Below are 1963 nucleotides of genomic sequence, written 5' to 3'. Positions count from 1 at the left end.
TATGATTAGTTAGCAAAAAAGCGTAAACTCTTGATTACTAAGGAATTCATATCTTTTCTTCATATATTATTGTGAATGGCCTGGTTTTCTCACTGTTCTGTTAAGCAAAAGAAGATAAAATAGAAATAAAAATTAGCGATTAATCTATTTTCACGTGCATCTTGATATATTCTATATCTTTACATTGTTTTATTTTTATTCTTAAATTCTTCTTCAAGTTTATCGAAGTACTTTAACTTCGTATATACTTTGTCAAAGGCTTTATCCAATTGTATTTGTTGTTCTTTTAAATTCTCTAGATGATTAAATAAAATAGCTCGTCTTAAATCAAAGTTATCTTCGCCATTTATGGTGAGTGTAATAATCTCCCTAAGCTCACTTACTGGCATGCCAGTTATCTTTAAACATCTAATGAAATCTAACCATCCAAGGTCTTCTTCTCGAAAAATGCGATATCCATTTTCCCCTCTTTTAACAAAAGGTATTAACCCTTCTTTTTCATAAAATCGTATGGGATGAGAAGGTATGTCCATCATCTTTGATACTTCATTAATATTATACTCTGCCATAAATTAAACCTCACTTTAACGTTTGTTCTGTTAACATTATAAACGTTGAAGTAAACTTTAATGCAAATAGAAAATTTCATAAATCACATGGATAATAAAAAATAAATGCTCCTGGCTTCTACCAGGAGCATAGTTTAGAACTTATAAAATTGAGTTCTGCTTACGAATAGAGAAAAGTAGCATTTTCTCTTACTGTCCTTCTACTTGTGTATCGGCGCTTTTCCTTCTATCCACGAAATAACTAATTAATGCTAAAATTAACCCCACAAAAGACTGGATAGCACCAATAAAGAAGATAAGGGATAAACTAAACACATCAATAATGACTCCTCCAAAAAAGGCAGCAAAAGAGATACTTATATTAAAAGCTGTATTTGTTAGTGTTGATGCAAGGTTTGGAGCATCCGATGCTAGAAGTACTAACCTTGACTGAATAGTTGGTAAAAGCGAGTAGGCTATTAACCCCCAAACAAATGTTAACGGGATAACAAGTCCCTTATAAGGAGCAACAACTCCATATAAAACCATTACCACAATAAGCAAAATGATATTTATAATAAGCCAAGGCATAAGCTTCCAATCTGATAACTTGCCCCCAATAATACTACCAATAGTAGAACCTACTCCAAATATCAACAAAATCCAAGAGACGTTACTAGCTTTAAAATGGGTGATATCCGTTAAAATGGGTGTAATGTACGTGAACGCTAAATACATTCCACCGAACCCAAAAAACGTGATAAATAACGTCAAGATTGTTTGTGGCTTTATAGAAGCAAGAATTTCTTTTTTTACATTAAACTCGCTTTGGTCTTTGTTAGTGGGTACAAAAAATATAATTCCTATAAGTGATATAATCCCGAGAACCGTAATAACTCCAAAACTATATCTCCAGCTCAATTGTTGACCAACAAACGTACCAACAGGAACTCCTAATACGTTAGAGCTCAAAAGACCTGCAAAGATAAAACTAACTGCACGTCCAGAACGCTCTTTGGAAACTAATTTAGTGGCTAAAAGAGCACAAGCACCCATGTAAGTTCCATGTGTTAAAGAAGCAATGATACGGAATAATATTAAAGAACCATAATTGGGTGAAAGTGCTGAACCAAGATTTCCAATGATAGAAAAAAGAATTAAAATAATGATTAATTTCTTACGTGGTACTTTTAGTGTGAGCAAGGTCATAATAGGACCACCTATAGCGACTCCTAAGGCATACACGGAAACAAATTGCCCTTCTTTAGAGATTGTTATATCTAAGTCTTGTGCTACGTCAGGTAAAATACCCATTAGCACAAATTCAGTCATCCCAATAGCAAAAGCCCTTATTGCTAAGATAAAAATCGATAGAGGATAATTTCTCATTTGTATCAAACCTACTTTCAAAAAAT

2 protein-coding genes are annotated in these 1963 nt (G+C 33.0%); both read right to left on the bottom strand.

Annotated features, from left to right (window positions below; all coding sequences use genetic code 11):
* Positions 1 to 179: 179 nt before the first annotated feature.
* A complete protein-coding gene (locus tag RB298_RS00015; protein WP_486045120.1) occupies positions 180 to 569 on the bottom strand; it encodes a MerR family transcriptional regulator in 390 nt (129 codons plus the stop codon).
* Between the two features lie 189 nt (positions 570 to 758).
* Positions 759 to 1963 (bottom strand): MFS transporter (locus RB298_RS00010; RefSeq protein WP_486045118.1); only part of this gene is annotated, 1205 nt, incomplete at its 5' end.

It is taken from the genome of Priestia sp. BR_2 (assembly GCF_041954005.1).
Lineage (GTDB): Bacteria > Bacillota > Bacilli > Paenibacillales > Paenibacillaceae > Paenibacillus_AQ > Paenibacillus_AQ lautus_A.
The sequence above is the reverse complement of the archived record's forward strand: the minus strand, read 5'-3'. Positions and strand labels throughout refer to the sequence as shown.